Origin of the sequence: Calothrix anomala FACHB-343 (assembly GCF_014696435.1) — a bacterium.
Taxonomy (GTDB): Bacteria; Cyanobacteriota; Cyanobacteriia; order Cyanobacteriales; family Nostocaceae; genus Aulosira; species Aulosira anomala_A.
In genome coordinates this window covers 128,109-143,995 of sequence record NZ_JACJQG010000001.1, presented here as the reverse complement: position 1 = coordinate 143,995, position 15,887 = coordinate 128,109, and the positions used below count along the sequence as shown (strand labels likewise).

General features: G+C 40.1%; 11 protein-coding genes. 5 read left to right on the top strand and 6 right to left on the bottom strand.

Annotated elements, in window-relative coordinates:
- The first annotated feature begins 1 nt into the window (after position 1).
- Entirely contained in the window at positions 2–322 is a 321-nt protein-coding gene (locus H6G08_RS00520; protein WP_190538350.1) for a hypothetical protein, read from the top strand.
- Between the two features lie 121 nt (positions 323–443).
- Here the strand turns inward: H6G08_RS00520 and H6G08_RS00515 are convergent, their stop codons facing one another.
- A complete protein-coding gene (locus H6G08_RS00515; RefSeq protein ID WP_190538349.1) occupies positions 444–1,343 on the bottom strand; it encodes a hypothetical protein in 900 nt (299 codons plus the stop codon).
- 208 nt (positions 1,344–1,551) lie between these two features.
- Here H6G08_RS00515 and H6G08_RS00510 point away from each other — a divergent pair, with 208 nt between their 5' ends.
- Together H6G08_RS00510 and H6G08_RS00505 are read left to right on the top strand one after the other, a co-directional pair.
- Positions 1,552–1,788 carry a hypothetical protein gene (locus H6G08_RS00510; protein WP_190538348.1) on the top strand — a complete coding sequence of 79 codons (237 nt, stop codon included), beginning with the start codon at positions 1,552–1,554 and terminating at the stop codon, positions 1,786–1,788.
- A 203-nt stretch (positions 1,789–1,991) separates the two neighbouring features.
- Positions 1,992–3,740 (top strand): peroxidase family protein, encoded by a 1,749-nt coding sequence (locus tag H6G08_RS00505; protein WP_190538347.1) that lies wholly within the window; start codon positions 1,992–1,994, stop codon positions 3,738–3,740.
- A 283-nt stretch (positions 3,741–4,023) separates the two neighbouring features.
- Here H6G08_RS00505 and H6G08_RS00500 read toward each other — a convergent pair whose 3' ends face one another.
- Both H6G08_RS00500 and H6G08_RS00495 read right to left on the bottom strand, forming a co-directional pair.
- On the bottom strand, positions 4,024–4,947 hold the full coding sequence (locus H6G08_RS00500) for a DUF928 domain-containing protein (protein WP_190538346.1): 924 nt from the start codon (positions 4,945–4,947) through the stop codon (positions 4,024–4,026).
- A 615-nt stretch (positions 4,948–5,562) separates the two neighbouring features.
- Complete coding sequence (locus tag H6G08_RS00495) at positions 5,563–6,612, bottom strand: DMT family transporter (protein ID WP_190538345.1); 1,050 nt, start codon at positions 6,610–6,612, stop codon at positions 5,563–5,565.
- Between the two features lie 413 nt (positions 6,613–7,025).
- Here H6G08_RS00495 and H6G08_RS00490 point away from each other — a divergent pair, with 413 nt between their 5' ends.
- Complete coding sequence (locus H6G08_RS00490) at positions 7,026–7,403, top strand: hypothetical protein (RefSeq protein WP_190538344.1); 378 nt, start codon at positions 7,026–7,028, stop codon at positions 7,401–7,403.
- Positions 7,404–7,727: 324 nt separating this feature from the next.
- Positions 7,728–7,898 (top strand): photosystem II assembly protein Psb34, encoded by a 171-nt coding sequence (gene psb34, locus H6G08_RS00485; protein ID WP_190538343.1) that lies wholly within the window; start codon positions 7,728–7,730, stop codon positions 7,896–7,898.
- A 120-nt stretch (positions 7,899–8,018) separates the two neighbouring features.
- Here the strand turns inward: psb34 and H6G08_RS00480 are convergent, their stop codons facing one another.
- The 3 genes from H6G08_RS00480 to dnaB all read right to left on the bottom strand — a co-directional run bounded on the left by H6G08_RS00480 (position 8,019) and on the right by dnaB (position 15,767).
- On the bottom strand, positions 8,019–12,098 hold the full coding sequence (locus H6G08_RS00480; RefSeq protein WP_190538342.1) for a non-ribosomal peptide synthetase: 4,080 nt from the start codon (positions 12,096–12,098) through the stop codon (positions 8,019–8,021).
- A 560-nt stretch (positions 12,099–12,658) separates the two neighbouring features.
- A complete protein-coding gene (gene glgA, locus H6G08_RS00475; protein WP_190538341.1) occupies positions 12,659–14,137 on the bottom strand; it encodes a glycogen synthase GlgA in 1,479 nt (492 codons plus the stop codon).
- Positions 14,138–14,375: 238 nt separating this feature from the next.
- On the bottom strand, positions 14,376–15,767 hold the full coding sequence (dnaB, locus tag H6G08_RS00470) for a replicative DNA helicase (protein ID WP_190538340.1): 1,392 nt from the start codon (positions 15,765–15,767) through the stop codon (positions 14,376–14,378).
- Positions 15,768–15,887 lie beyond the last annotated feature (120 nt).

The following is a 15,887-nucleotide window of genomic DNA, read 5'->3' as shown; positions in this document are numbered from 1 at the left end:
AATGCCTAAAACGCCTATTTCTTTATACCGTCAAGGCAATGCTAATTCTCCCAGAATGGATAATGTGAGACTAAATAAAGATATAGCAACATTTGAGGAGAACGGTACCATCTTTGTTATGACCACTTTGCCAGACGGCACATCACCCGGAGGTATTTCCACATTCGCTAGTATAGGACGAGGAAGAAATTGGTGGAAATTAGACCAAGATATAGATATTGCTGCTGAACTGAAATTAGTTAACGATCGCGGTAATCACTGGTTATGGCAACCTCAAGATATTATGCCGCTTGAAACTTATAAAACAATACAGTTCAGTTAGCCTTGAAAACCTTAAACTGTGTAGGTTGGGTTGAGGAACGAAACCCAACATTTCCGAGGTTTTTTTGGGTTTCACTTCGTTCAACCCAACCTACGATTATCCTTAACTGAACCGTATTGAGCTATAATGCGCCTTGCTTCAATTCCTGCTGTAAATCAGCCATAAATTTCAGGAAAAAATCTTTAAACACGCACTCTCTTTCAGAACTCCCAGTACTAAAAGTAAAAGATAAATCCTGAATTTCCGCCGCAGCTTTAGCAATCATCAATAATAGTACAGTTTTTCCGGGAGTAGTAGGCGATCGCAACATCCCGTCAAAAGTTGATGGTTTAATAGCTATTCTCGGTACTTGCGGCGTAGGCGCATTGTCGGTAAATGTGCGTTCAATTGGCTGATTGAGGTTTTCTTTTAATTTTTTCAAAGATAACGCTGAAGCTTGAACTACTTCCCCAATATTATGCCCTACATCAAGAATATGCACGCCTTGGGGTAAATTACCTTGACAGTAATTCATAATTTTTGCTTGTGCTTTTTTACCGCGAATATACTTCCAAGGTAATATGGCTTCCGGTAAGCTTTGAACTGTATCTTTTGCCTCACGAGTAATTTCTAAAGGTACATCTTGATCAAAAAATCGGCGATTGACTATTTGCACCATTGCATGTGCTAAAACTTCATCTTCAGCATCTGTTCTTAATAATTCAGCAATTTTTTGCACATCTTCTTGGCTATAACTTAAGGCTACTTTTTCTTCTAAATACGCTCGTCTAGGATAATAACTGGAATTATCTTTTGATTCAAAAGGACAAAACCACAAATCACGCTGTTGATCGTAAAACTTGGTTGAGGAGAAATAAAACTTTACCCACCAAGGTAAAGATTTTGTCGGATAGCTATGTAATCTATCGACAGTCCCAGATTTCTCAATTAGTCTGATTTGTACAGGATCGGAAACAAAGATTACGTCTATTAAAAAGGGAATTCTGATCCGCAATGGTTTGAGCTTCAATTGATTAAACATCTTTATAGCTCCATGAGTTTGGGTAAAGAGACGCGATGAATTTGGGTAAAGAGACGCGATGAATTTGGGTAAAGAGACGCGATGAATCGCGTCTGTACAAGAGGTAGGTTTTTGAGGGTATTTGCGTTTATTTACAGCGATTTACTTCAGGCTGCAAAATTTCTCTATTCTCTATTCTCAATAATTCTACATCCTTGCATATTACCCTTTGGGGTACTATTCATTTTGGGAAAAAGTTAGTAATGTTGCGTTGGCAGTCAATAGTCAACGGTCAACGGTCAACAGTCAACAGTCAACAGTCAACAGTCAACAGTCAACAGTCAACAGTCAACAGTCAACAGTCAACAGTCAACAGTCAACAGTCAACAACCAAACTATTTTGCACTTAATTATGCCGACTAACTTAAATGAATATAACTATATTGGCAAATATGAATTGAGATAAAATACTTTTCCCTTATGAACCTGATCGGTGAATTAGGAAAGCAGAATTATTGTTATTTACCTTATTTTCTTAATAAATATTAACGCTAAGGTAGATTACTAAAAAATAGTTATGTCTTCAGGAATTGAGAAAATTTGATTGTAAGTAATAATAACGAAAAACCAGAATTTATAGTCTAAAAATAAACTCAAGGAATTTGTCAAATGTTTGGAATTCCCTGGCATCGTCTACCAACACTATTAGCATTGTTAAAATTATCTGGGTTTCGCAAAGAACTGAGACAGAAAAATCTCCACGATACTTCTCAATTACCAGACACAGATAAGCTTCCCGATCCCCAGCCTAGTCCTGATGGTCGTCATTTGGTAGCGCGGACTGCTGACGGTAGTTTTAACGACCTCAAGCAGCCACAAATGGGGATGGTTAATACTCGCTTAGGGCGGAATGTACCGTTGACAGAGGTGAAAGTAGATCGGCAAAATCTCCTTAACCCGAATCCGCGCGAAGTTAGCCAACGGTTGTTGGGGCGAGATGAATTTATTCCCGCCGAATCTTTAAATATTTTGGCAGCTGCTTGGATTCAATTTCAAAACCATGACTGGTTTTCTCATGGTGATAACCAACCAGATAAAAAAATTGTCATTCCCCTAGCAGAAAACGATCCCTGGCCGCAAGAACATCGACCGATGGCGATTAAGGAAACTTTAGTTGATAAAACTCGCCCACAAAAAGAAACATCAGAACCGCCGACATTTATTAATAAAGTGACCCATTGGTGGGATGGTTCGCAAATTTATGGTAGTCATCCGGAGCAGGTCGATCAATTGCGATCGCATATTGATGGCAAATTAATTATTGGTGATAATGGTCTATTACCAGTTGATACCAATGGTATCGATCGCACAGGTTTTAATGACAACTGGTGGATTGGCTTAAGTTTGCTGCATACTCTGTTTGTCAGAGAACATAACACAATTTGCGATCGCCTCAAACAACAATACCCAGATTGGAAAGATGACGACCTTTTCGATCATGCGCGATTAATTAACGCTGCATTAATGGCGAAAATCCATACCGTTGAATGGACTCCTGGTATTCTCTCCCATCCAGCTTTGCAAATTGCCATGAATGCTAACTGGTGGGGGTTACTCGGTCAAAATATCAAACGGATTTTCGGGCGGATTGGTGACGGTGAGACAATTAGCGGCATTATTGGTTCACCTACCGATCACCACACAGCACCTTACTACATTACAGAAGAATTCGTCAGCGTATATCGCTTACATCCCCTAATTCCTGATGAATTTGAGTTTTATTCCCACGGAAACGGTAAATTACTGCGCAAAGGTGACTTTTTTGAAGTCGCAGGTAAAAGGTCTAGGGGGGTAGTAGAAGAAATTGGCTTGGCAGATTTATTTTATTCTTTAGGTATCGCTCATCCGGGGGCGATTACCTTGCACAATTATCCCAAAGCTTTACAGAAATTAATTCGCGACAACGGCGAAGTTTTCGATTTAGCGGCTATTGATATCCTGCGCGATCGCGAACGTGGAGTACCCCGCTATAATGATTTTCGCGAAATTATTGGTCGCGGGCGGATAAAATCCTTTGAAGAGATTACCAGCAATCAAACCTGGGTAAAAGAACTGCGGGAAGTTTACAACAACGATATCAACAGCGTTGATTTAATGGTGGGGATGTTTGCCGAAGACTTACCCAAAGGCTTTGGTTTTAGCGATACAGCCTTTCGTGTATTTATCTTAATGGCTTCGCGACGCTTAAAGAGCGATCGCTTCTTCACCAAAGACTATCGCGCCGAAGTTTATACCCAGTTTGGTCTAGACTGGATTGACAACAACGGCATGTTAACTGTCCTACAACGTCACCTACCTAGCTTGGATCGTTCTCTATCTGGCCTCAAGAACGCTTTTGCACCTTGGAAGCGGGTTTAGTCAAGTCGCTTCGCTCCAATTCAAAATTAAAAATTCAAAATTCAAAATTAAAGACAATTAGTGGGAGCTTGGACTCACCACTAATTAAAGACCACCAAATCAGAGATTGTGGTGGGGCTTTGACTCGAAGGATTAATTAATTCAAAATTACTCTTTTCCTCTATTTTGAATTTTGAATTTTGCATTTTGAATTCAAAAAAGGTCATTGGTAATTTGTTAGAGACGCGATTAATCGCGTCTGTACAAGAGTCAATATTCATTTGTCCCCTAGCCCCCAGAAATCTCAACTCTGGGGAGTACAACAAGGTAATAAAGGCTTATCTGTCACCTGTTCCAGGTTCACGGATTTTAATAAATCTGCCCAATATTGTTGAATTTCTGGATTATTGGGATTTTGACGGCGTAAATCAGCTAAAATGCTAATGGCGTCTTCCCAAAAGCCAGCAGTTGCATAGAGAACCGCACGATCTAAAGGTTTGGATGTTTCTTGTATCTGAGCAGCAATGTTTTCATCCTGCATGACTTCAATTGTGCCTTCTAGGAAGACATCTAAATCGCGACTGTTAGGATCGCAAATCATCGAAAAATTCCAATAATATTCTTTATCTGCTTGTAAAGCTGGTTGATTAGCAGGTAAAGTAACGCTCACAATTCCCGCTTCTCCAACTGGCGGGAAAGTTTCTTTATATATAGGATCGCTATCGGGAGTTTCCCGCAAAGCAAATTCGAGTCCTGCTACTGTTTTAGAAGTTTTTGGAATGTAGAAAAAGAATGTAGGATGATCTTTTGTGGTGTGTTGAGCTTCCTTACTACTAGGAATTAAAGGAATCGCTACATCTGCATTTTGAAAGCAAGTTCCCCTTGATGCGGCGGATCTGACTCTACCAGGTTTACCCGGTACAAAGCCGATTAACGTTTTCCGACCTCGCATATAACCTTGAACGTTTCTAATAGCTGCATTAGCGTATCTATCTCCAGGTCTTGCTTGTAATGCTTGCTGAAAAAATCCTAAAGCTCTGCGGTAATTTCTCTGCCTAGTAGCAGTGTAACCTTGACGCATATATTGGTTATAGGCAGACCTTGCTTGTGCCACTTGCAGAATTGGATTTGCTGCTAATATTTTGCTGGTAGTTGCAACACCAAAAGGTACACATACCAATACAGCAAACAAAGAACCAATCAACAATTTACGCTTCTTAATATTCATATCTGCTGATACCACTGTAATAAGTTTCTAATAGAGTTAAAGCTTTTTTCTATAACAATTTTAGGACTCATGCATCAAACCTCTCAAACTTTTATTCCTCTGTGAACTCTGCCTTCTCTGCGGTTCATTTTTTAGTTACCTTTGCGTAAGTCCTGAATTTGTAGAAAGGCGTCTTAATAATCTCAAACACTTTATCTGCCAAGCATTGAACTTATGTATCTATTAAAAGATACACATATTTAGGTATGACGACTGAAGATGATAATTACTAGTTCCCATAATTATTGAAAATCCCGGAGTCAGTTAAACCTTGACTCCGGGTAATCCCCAATCTAAAATTTCAAATGTCAAATTGATTTGTTACAGCTATTTTCAGGTAAATAGACCAGGCTGTAGGGGCACGGCACCAGTAAAATTATTGTATGTACCAAAAGATTGTCGATGTTCCCTACGACAGATGTGCTTCAAATAGGTGAAAACTGCTGTAAGTTAGCATCAAAAACTTGAAAAGAAGTAGGTTGGGTTTCGTTCCTCAACCCAACATCAAAGCGGCTTTGTTGGGTTTTGCTTTCGCTCTACCCAACCTACAATTATTCTTAACTGAACTGTATTGTGTTAAAGTCCTTTAAATCCCATACCCATGTCTATTTTCTGTTCTATCTGAGTAGAACTTAACTGAGGTGATGCAATTACACGAGCAGTTTGACGTTTCATACCAAGCTGACTGATAAATATGCCTGCTAAAATCAAGCTACCACCAATATATTGAGCCATATTAGGGGCTTCATTTAATACCAAAAAAGCAGCAATGATACCTACTATCGGTGTAAATGAACCGATTAAAGAAGCTGTGGATACTGTAGAATTTCTTAAACCTTGAAGCCAAAAAAACTGTCCAAGAACGACAATTACAGCAGCATAAACTAACATCCATTGCCACAGAAAAGGCGAGAATACATCCATAAAATGCTCTCTACCATATAGCCCTAAAGCAATGCAGAAAAAAATTATAGTTCCTAGAGCATTACGAAATATACTGTAAATGCCTAAAGGCACGTGAGATAAATATTTTTTACCAATAATTGTCGAAATAGCAGCAGCTAAAGCAGCGATCGCTGTTAAAATTTCCCCTAAACCTAAGTGCAAGCTGCCCATGCTCATCATTGTTTGGCTAGGAGGCTGAAGGATAATGGTGAGACTTACACCAATAAATGCCGCGATCGCACCACCAGTTTCCCATTTAGTTACCCGTTCTCGCAATAACCAAAAAGAAAAAGCCAAAGTTAACGGTGGTTCCAAGCGTCCGATGAGAACTATATTATTCACAGGTGCGATCGCTAAAGCTTGAAAAATTAACCCAGGAACCAGCGCCCCCGATAAAATAGCAACAATGGTGAGGCTGTTCCAGTCTCTTTTAGATAGCTGGCGTAACTTTGCTGGCTTCCACTGTCGCCAGTAAATTGGGATAGTTATCAGCAAAGCGCAAAGATTCCCAACAAATAAAACATTACATAAAGAGATGGGATTGCGATCGCCTATTAAATTCTGAGCACCAATTTCTGTTAACTTGCGGGTGACTGCACTAGATGCGCCAAAGATGAGAATCGCTAGCCAGAGATAGACTTTCCCTGGAATTTTATCGCTCAGGCTGTGTTGTCTTTTCATTAGTCATTAGTCATTAGTCATTAGTCATTAGTCACCTTCTAGCTTGAAATGGGCATTGGGGAGCCACTGCGTTGGACGGGTTTCCCGGCTTAAAGCAAGTGGCGTCATTGGGCATTGGGTATTGGCAAGACAGATTTTCATATTTAGTTGTAGACTTTTCCCATGAGGGGCTAGCTTGAAAGAGTGATTTCTCCCTTGTCCTCCTTGTCCCCCTTTTCCTTTGTTCATCGAGACTGCCCTCTGCCTTTCTTCAATCAATTAAAACTACCATTCCTCTATGAGCAAACGCTGAGAACTAAATTAAATTTCTCAACGCATAAATTCATCAAAATAATAGTTGAGTTTCACACAGGCTTCAGTCGCAACAACGATATTGAGGTTGTTCGCCAGATGTACCAGATTAGGAGTCACAAATGAAACTCGCCCCCATACTCACAACAGTTGCTTTAGTTGGTTGTTTTACAATTTGGGATACTCCCATTAAAGCCATCAATCCTTTACTAGCTCAAGCCTCAGCCGCAGAAGCCAAAGATGCAACAGGCTTAACTCCTCAACAAAAAATTGAATTTCTTTCCAAGCATAAAGGTGAATTTGGTAGCGGTGACGCTTTACGCCGTTACTTTTTTGGCGATTTAGAGCCAATTTCTGTACAACCTGGCGGTGCAGGTATGGTAGTTAATCTTTACAACAAAGCCAACGATGTGACCATCGCTTACTGTACTACCTACGATGTCGTTGTCGCTATCAAGAAAGGCAAAATAGCTAAGTTTGAACCCAGCGAAGTTAAGTAAATAGGGGCTAGGGACTAGGGCATGTTTTCACAGTCGCCATCAGCTCTGGCTACGGCTACTATACCAAGTTTGTCTACACAAACTATAAAAATAAAGCATTTTAGCCCACGCAGGTGGGCTTTGTTCGTATAGCCTCAGGCTTGAGCCTGAAGGCTTTTTCGGAGCGAGAGATTTTTGCCGAAAGTCTCCCAAGTCTCCTCATCCCCATCATTGATAAGTCTCATTTATGGATAGTATCCATAATTATTTGTCAAGCAGTGTTGACTATTTGTAACAAACTTGTTAAATTTAGTTACATAAGTTAACAAGGCGAGAGAAAAAACTATGTATACAACAATTAATGAAGACGGCGTTCTCAACAACTACGCAACAGAACCTCAGATTTACTACGCTGAATACCCAACAATTTGGGAACAACGCCAATACCTCTTACAAGCTGGATTCGCTACATTACTTGTTACCACCCTTGTTTTAGTAGGTTTAAGCGTTAGCTAAAATTTTTAATTAAATTTTCTGATTTCGGTATCAGGATATCTCATAGTCAATAAACCTCTTCCTCATCACCCCGGTTAGTTACCGGGGTTTTTTGTTGCTGTGATAATGAGTTTTCAGGCGTCAATTAAAAGTGAAACTGCTGAATACCTGATTCTCTGCTTGTGCCTGTTCTAAGCAAACAATTAATTTTTTGGCTAAAGTCTGCACCGTTGGTTCTCCCAGCATACCGAGATGTGTCCCAGGAACCTCGTGAATCTCCACTCCTTGTTTAGCCATTCCCTTCCAGCCTCTACAGGGTTTGAACTGACACCATCTCAATACTTCATTAGTAGTAAATAAAGTTACCTTACCAGCATAGGGTTGTGGTATATAATCCGCCATTGTCGCTTGCTTGAGAGCTTCTATTAATGCCATGTTGTAAGGGTTGGCATCTTCAGTAAAAGAGTGTTCATTCCACAAGTCAAACTTGCTGCTTGGTTTCCCAGTTAACATAGATCCCAACCAATCTAGTTTGGCGAGAAAATAGTTCCATCTATCTGTTGATCTCAGTCGCCAGAAGGTTAGCAAATAGACATAAAGTGTACGCAATAGGGAAGGATTATTGATATACAAACTAGGGCTATATGTATCAAACATAGCTAGTAAAGCCACGCGATCGCCTTGAGCAACTAACTGACGCGCCATTTCAAAAGCAACTGTCCCGCCACTAGAGAAACCACCCAACAGATAGGGGCCATGCGGTTGAACAGTGCGCATTTCTTTGATGTAGTGAGATGCCATGTCCTCAACTCTCGTGTGGGGAGCTTGTTTACCATCAAGTCCTTGTGCTTGTAACCCATACACAGGTTGTTCTTTACCCAGGTAACGCACTAGACTTTGGTAGCCAATTACATTACCTCCCAAGGCATGGATTAAGAATAAAGGGCGTTTCTCACTGCTACCAGGCTGAATAGTTACCAGAGAAGACCAAGAAGCTAGTGTATTTGATTGACTGAGAATGCTAGCTAATTGTTCTATAGTCGGTGATTGTAACAAAGTAGCTAGGGGAAGTTTTTGACCAAATTTCTTTTCGATTTGTGTAAATAATTTTACCGCTAATAGGGAATCTCCGCCCAAATCAAAGAAATTATCGCTGATGCCAATTGACTTAATACCTAAAATCGCTGACCAAATTTGCGTTAACTCGATTTCTACGGTGTTTTTTGGCGAAACAAAGGCTTTTTCTAATTCTGGTCGGCTTTGGTCAGGGATGGGCAAAGCGCGGCGGTCTACCTTACCATTAGGAGTCAGGGGAATTTTGGCGATCGCAACAAAGGCAGATGGAATCATATAATCTGGCAATTTCTCTCGCAGAAAACGCCGCAATTCATTCATCGTCGGTTTAGACTCACCATTGACTACTACATAAGCTACTAATCGCTTATTTCCTGGCTCATCTTCCCGCGCTATAACTACAGTTTCCTGTACACAGTCGTGTTGTGCTAATACACTCTCAATTTCTCCCAACTCGATGCGGAAACCGCGAATCTTTACCTGATGGTCAATCCGACCGAGAAATTCAATGTTACCATCAGCCAGATAGCGAGCTAAGTCTCCTGTTTTATAGAGTCGTGCTGATTTTTTGTCGCTAAAAGGATTGGGAATGAATTTTTGGGCTGTAAGTTCGGGTTGATTTAAATAGCCAGAGGCTAAACATTCTCCACCAATATGCAATTCCCCAGAAACACCAATCGGACAGGGATTAAGATAATCATCAAGAATGTAATATTCAGCGTTTTGGATGGGTTTACCATAGGGAATACTCTTCCAATGTGGCTCGACTTTGCCAATGGGATAATAATTAGACCAAACTGTTGCTTCCGTTGCACCACCCAAACTAATTACTTCTACTCCTGGGAAGGTAGCTTTAAGTAAATCTGGCAGTGTGACTGGTATCCAATCACCGCTCATAAATACTAGCCGCAATTGGGGATGGCAATTACTTTGTTGAACCTGGGAGAAAAAGCCAGCGAGTTGTTGCAGTGCAGGCGGTGCAGAGTCCCAGAATGTGATTGGCTCATGGCAAAGAATGTGCAACAAAGCTTCTGGATCTCGCACATCATCGCTAGGGACAACCCGAATTGAACCACCTGCGGCTAATAATCCGAAAATGTCATAAACTGACAGGTCAAAACACAAGGATGTGATAAATAAAACTCTGTCAGCAGAATTAATATTAAATGTTTTGTTAACCCACTCAATCAGGTTGATTACTGGTTGATGACGAACCACAACCCCTTTTGGTGTGCCTGTAGAGCCAGAAGTAAAAATCACATAGGCAATATCATTTGAATTGGCAGATGTCGGTAAATTTTCTGTAGGCAGTAAATCTAGATAAGAACGATTCCATACCTGCTGATGTCCAACTTGCCATACAGATTGAGTATGTGCAGATTGATCCAAACAGATTAAGTGTTGTAGTGCGATCAGTTCTAGCTCATGAATATTAGGTAACAACCAAGTTTGGGTGACTATACAGTTAATTTCTAGAGAAGACAGCAGTAATTGAATGCGTGCTTTCGGAAAACTGGGTTCTAGTGGCACGTATGCACCTCCAGCTTTTAAAATCCCTAGCACCGTCGGAATCATTTCTAGCGATCGCTCTAAATATACAGCAACTAACACCCCAGGCTTAACACCCAGTTGCTTCAAGTGATGGGCTAACTGATTAGCTCTACAGTTCAACTGTTGGTAGGTTAGTTGTTCCTCTCCACAGACGACGGCTACAGCATCGGGTGTCTGCTCTACCTGCGCCTCAAATAGTTGATGAATACAAAGTTGCTCTGCAAAATCTGCTTGTGTATGATTCCACTCAATTAACATTTGATGTTTTTCATCGCTTGTCAATAGTGGTAATTCTCCTAAACACTGCCAGGGATTATTTGCCATGCTGGACAATAAAGTCTCAAGGTGTCCCAGCATCCGAGCGATTTTGGCATTATCGAAGAGATTTTGGTCGTATTTGAGTTTCAGTAAAAGTTCTGACTCTGCATAACCAACCAATGTCAGAGGAAAGTTAGTTTGTTCTTCTAGCCGGAATTCCAGGTTTTGCCATCTACCACCCTGAGAACGTAAAGCCGAATTTAATTCATAGTTTTCAAATACCAAAATACTATCGAATAAGGGCTTTCCTGGTGGCACATCGCTCCATCTTTGCACGTTGACTAGGGGGGTATGTTCATAGTCTCGCAAAGCTACCCACTGCGATCGCAATTCTTTGAGCCAAGTCAGAAGAGATTTCTCCCCGGAAACGCTGACTCGAACTGGCAAGGTATTGATCAACAGTCCTACCATTGATTCAGCTCCCGCTACAGAGGAATGACGACAGGCTCTTGTAGCACCAAATACAATATCGCTTTCACCACTGTAACGACTCAAAAGTATCGCCCAAGCGCCCTGTACTAAAGTATTGATTGTGAGTTGATGTTGTTGTGCTAAAGACTGCAACATCGCTGTAGTGTTTTCTGAGAGCCGGATTGCTTGCTCGCCAAAACCGCTTTGATCGCGGGGATTTGAGTCTAATAATAAAGGAGTGGGTGCGGTAAAGCCTTTGAGCAAGTTCCGCCAAAAACTTTCGGACTTACACCAATCCTGTTGCTGTAGCCATGTAATGTGATCTTGATAAGGACGGGGTTGGGGAAGTTGTAAGTCTTTGCCTTCGCAGAAAGCGTCATAAAAAGCGAACACTTCCTTAAGAATGATTGACAAGGAACGACCATCTAACAAAGCATGGTGAAAAGTCCAAATAAATTGGTAGACAGATTCTCTCAGATGAAATAATGCAAGGCGCATTAATGGCGCGACATTTAACTCAAAGCCAAGAGTGCGATCGCTTTGCAGATAGGCTTGTAATTTAGTTGATTGTTCTGTGTCAGACAAGTCACACCAATCTTGCTGTTCCAGAGGAATGATTACTTTTTGATGTACATATTGCTGAGGTTCTCGTTGACTTTGCCAATCAAAGCTAGTTCGCAAAACTGCGTGTCGTTCTCCAACTTTCTGCCATGCTTGTTGAAAGGCAAAAACATCAATTTTTTCATGTACTAAACAGATCATCTGCTCAATATCTACTCCCGATTTTTGAGCAACTAAATTATTAAACAGCATTCCTTGCTGTAGAGATGAAAGTTGGTATGAATATTCTCTGGTTACTACTTTCATTTTGTTTGTATAAAAATAATGAATGATTTGATAGTTACGAAAAATGTCACTATCCGACAAAACAGTAGATAATTACAAAATCAAATCAAATAAATTCTCTACAATATTCAGTAATTAATAGATTGATTACAATGCATTCCATATATGCACCAATTACCAAATATTTTTTTTATAACAGGCAGAGAACTTATAAAAATTATGGTAGTGCAGCTTTATCAATAAGTATCAATAGAATTTAACAGCTAATATTTCAAATTCTATATAAAAATAATAAAGAATTATCTAGTTTTTATAAAGAAGATATAAAGTTATAATAGCTACTACGTGATTTTAACTAACAAATTCTATATTTTTAATCGGTTAAATTTAGCCAAAATATATTAAAAAAATACCAGTGGTAACGAGCGCTACATAAAATTTAAGCCAAGAAAAAAGGCGGCAAAGCCACCTTCTTATTGATCTAGTTTTTAGATAACGGTACAGTATCAACTACACGGCTGGCTACAAATTATTCTCCGCATCCCTATATCATTATGTAGCCAATTTTAAGGTAATTGAAATTACCACTTGTGTCTAATCCAATCGTAAATTTCTACATATTCCCCGCCAGGAATATTCCAGGAGTAGTCATACTCCATACCCTGAATAGCTAATTCGCGGAACTCTTCGGGAGAATAATTCCACAAATCAATTGCTCGTCCCATTGCAGACTCAAGGGCAGCATTATCGCTTTGGTAGAATACAAAACCATTACGTTTTTCTGGTGGTAAATTCTCATCGTAGTTGCGGTCAAATACTGTATTTACCAAACCGCCGACACCGCGCACAATAGGAACAGTACCGTATTTTAACCCAATCATTTGCGTTAACCCGCAAGGTTCAAAATTACTAGGCACAACAATCATATCTGCACCTGCATAAATTAGGTGAGATAATTCTTCATTAAAACCTAGTTCTAAATGAACATCTGGGTTGTTATTTAAAAACTGTTTTTCATGTTGGAATTGGGCATTAATTCCCGGTTCTGTTGCCGAACCTAGTAATACAAACTGCGCTCCTTTATTGAGAGCGTAATAAATAGCGTGATGTACCAGATGCACGCCTTTTTGATTATCTAAACGCCCAATATAAGCAACGATCGGTTTATCTTCTTGGCGGAGCAAAAGCCGCTCTTGCAAAGCTTTTTTGTTATCAAATTTCTTGTCAAAAGTGTCTTTGTTGTAATTAGAGGGGATGTAACGGTCAACTTCTGGATTCCAAAAATCGTAATCAATACCGTTAAGTATTCCCTGGAATTTATCTTGATGCAAATGCAAAGTATGACCTAAACCACAACCTATTTCGCTGGTACGCGCTTCCCAAGCGTGGTTTGGTGAAACTGTGGTGACAGCATTGGAGTAAACTATACCCGCCTTCATAAAGTTCAAGGCAAAGGGGTTGAAGTTGTCACGCAGCTTATCGTATTGGAAGTAATATTCTGGTCGATTTAAACCTGTGGCTTGGAGTGTTTCTACACCACCCATACCTTGATGCTTAAAGTTATGGATAGTGTAGCAAGCTCGTTGATACTCCATGCCATAATACTTGTACATTTCATGGAGCATGACTGGAATTAAGCCTGTTTGCCAGTCATGACAATGGATAACATCAGGGCGCTTGTTACTTTGCAGTAAAAATTCCAATGCTGCTTTGCTAAAGAAAGCAAAACGCATATTGTCGTCGTCACAGCCGTAATAGCAACCGCGATTAAAGAAATTATCTTGAGAGTGGGGTTCAATAAAGAAACATACTCGTCCATGTACCCAACCGCACTCAACAGAACAAGTAATGGCTCCACCGTACCAGGGTACAGATAGATTGCGATAGGCTTCGTGTAATCCCCAAATATGGTCGTAGCGCATACAATCATATTTGGGCAGAATTAGTTCGACACAATGCCCACGAATTTCTAATTCCCGACTCAATCCGTAGACAACATCCCCTAAACCGCCTGCTTTAATTACAGGAGCGCACTCCGAGGCAATCTGTACAATGTACATTCGTAGTCCTCGCTTAACAAAACTTTATTTTAACTATATTATTAATCAGTACATGAAAAATGTACTTATTGACACCAGAGAGTATGAATGATAAGTAAAATAAGTTAAACTGGTGTCAAGTGATAATCAAATCTGTATTTGTTAGTTGTCAGAGACGCGATTAATCGCGTCTGTACAAGGGTCAGTTGTTATAGTGCGATCGCATCTCCTTGCGTTCCATCCCACTCAAGAATGAATTTTAATAATTATTGGGGCGAGCTAAGTTTTTAAACTTGGTAAACTGCGGATCGAATAAGAGTTTTACCGTACCTGTAGGGCCGTTACGGTGTTTAGCTACTATAACTTCAGCAATACCGCGATCGGGAGTGTCATTATTGTAATAATCATCGCGGTACAACATAATTACTAAATCCGCGTCTTGTTCAATCGATCCCGATTCTCTTAAATCTGACAACATTGGACGCTTATTAGTACGTGCTTCTACTCCGCGACTTAACTGCGATAAAGCAATTACTGGAACCGATAATTCCCGCGCTAAACCTTTTAAAGAACGTGTAATTTTTGATAATTCTTGTACTCGGTTATCACCTGCACCTTCCATTAATTGCAGGTAATCTATGACAATTAAACCCAAATTTATCCCTTGTTCTGCTTGCAATCTTCGCGCCTGACTGCGCATTTGGGTGACAGTGATATTTGGCGTATCATCAATAAAAATTGGAATATCAGAAAGCTTACTAATAGCCAAGCTTAAAGGTTCCCACTGTGCTTGACTTAGCCTTCCACTACGTAAATAACCGCTTTCAATTCCCGCTTCACTAGCTAATAAACGTTGTACCAGTTGTTCTTTAGACATTTCTAAACTAAAAACAGCAACTGGTAATTTTTTCATCTCGACAACATCGCTACCCTTAACAGGAACTTCCGAATGAGCAATATATTGTGCGAGATTCATTGCAAAGCTAGTCTTTCCCATTGCCGGTCTAGCAGCGACAATAATTAAATCAGAACGCTGAAAACCGCTAGTCATTGCATCTAAATCATAGAAACCACAGGGAATTCCCGGTAAAGAAATACCTTGATTTCGCTCTTCAATATCCTGAAAATTATTAATTAAGACATCAGAAATGTGAATTAAGCCTGACTGTACTTTTTCTTGAGTAACACCAAAAACTTTTTGTTCTGCTTGATCTAAAACTATTGGTAAATCTTTATCAGTTTCATAACCTAAATGCACAATTTCATTACCAGCTTTAATTAATTGTCGCCGCATGTATTTATCCATGACTAATACTGCTAAGGCGTCAATATTAACGGCTGAAACTGTGCGATCTACAAGGGTGGCTAATTTATTTCTCCCGCCAATGCGGTTAAGCATATCGTTATCAGCTAGCCAACTGGTAACTGAAAGCAAATCTGTAGGTTTACCTTGCGCGTGGAGTCGTAAGGCGGCTTGATAAATTTCTTTATGGGCGCTAATGTAAAAAGCTTCAGCAATTAAGCGATCGCTAACTCGACCAATCGCTTCTGGATCTAGCAAAATTCCCCCCAAAATCGCCTCTTCTGCTTCAATATTTTGGGGTGGAAGGCGTTCGCTACCATCGCCTTGAAAACTTAGTCCTTCAGCCATAAGCGCTTTAAAATTGCGATCGGGGTTTAGCTATTAATCTTATATAGCAATCCTATTTGATATGTAAATCAAAAGGACAAGGAAGACAAGGGGGACAAGGAAGACAAGGAAGATGGGTAT

Bases quoted from the DNA above. Each gene is read 5' to 3' on its own strand.
- H6G08_RS00520 (WP_190538350.1), top strand. From the start codon at position 2: ATGCCTAAAACGCCTATTTCTTTATACCGTCAAGGCAATGCTAATTCT.
- H6G08_RS00515 (WP_190538349.1), bottom strand. From the start codon at position 1,343: ATGTTTAATCAATTGAAGCTCAAACCATTGCGGATCAGAATTCCCTTT.
- H6G08_RS00505 (WP_190538347.1), top strand. From the start codon at position 1,992: ATGTTTGGAATTCCCTGGCATCGTCTACCAACACTATTAGCATTGTTA.
- H6G08_RS00500 (WP_190538346.1), bottom strand. From the start codon at position 4,947: ATGAATATTAAGAAGCGTAAATTGTTGATTGGTTCTTTGTTTGCTGTA.
- H6G08_RS00495 (WP_190538345.1), bottom strand. From the start codon at position 6,612: ATGAAAAGACAACACAGCCTGAGCGATAAAATTCCAGGGAAAGTCTAT.
- H6G08_RS00490 (WP_190538344.1), top strand. From the start codon at position 7,026: ATGAAACTCGCCCCCATACTCACAACAGTTGCTTTAGTTGGTTGTTTT.
- psb34 (WP_190538343.1), top strand. From the start codon at position 7,728: ATGTATACAACAATTAATGAAGACGGCGTTCTCAACAACTACGCAACA.
- H6G08_RS00480 (WP_190538342.1), bottom strand. From the start codon at position 12,098: ATGAAAGTAGTAACCAGAGAATATTCATACCAACTTTCATCTCTACAG.
- glgA (WP_190538341.1), bottom strand. From the start codon at position 14,137: ATGTACATTGTACAGATTGCCTCGGAGTGCGCTCCTGTAATTAAAGCA.
- dnaB (WP_190538340.1), bottom strand. From the start codon at position 15,767: ATGGCTGAAGGACTAAGTTTTCAAGGCGATGGTAGCGAACGCCTTCCA.